Origin of the sequence: Novosphingobium aquae (assembly GCF_037572715.1) — a bacterium.
GTDB lineage: Bacteria > Pseudomonadota > Alphaproteobacteria > Sphingomonadales > Sphingomonadaceae > Novosphingobium > Novosphingobium aquae.
The window spans coordinates 1-279 of sequence record NZ_JBBHJY010000039.1; the positions used below are offsets into that span (position 1 = coordinate 1).

Annotated in this window: 1 protein-coding gene; it reads right to left on the reverse strand. The window is 63.1% G+C overall.

The features are described 5' to 3' along the window. A partial coding sequence (locus WG900_RS20185; protein ID WP_339970194.1) for a cytochrome c3 family protein occupies nucleotides 1-279 on the reverse strand: 279 nt, incomplete at both ends.

The following is a 279-nucleotide window of genomic DNA, read 5'->3' on the forward strand; positions in this document are numbered from 1 at the left end:
GTGGCTGAAGTTGGCGGGCGTCCAGCCGGTGGTGGAGTGGCAGGTCGAACACTCCGCAGTTGTCGGGACGTGGGTTGCAGGCTTGCCGCTGGCTTTGGTCCCGTTGTGGCAGCTTGAACAGGTGCCGATCACGTCATTGTGGTTGACCGTTTTGGCCGGGCTCCAAGCCGTGGTTGTGTGGCAGTCCTGGCAGTTGGTGTTCGTTGCGATGTGGGTCGCGGACTTGCCCGTTGCCGACGTGCCATTGTGGCAGCTGGCGCAAGTGCCAGTGACGTTGGC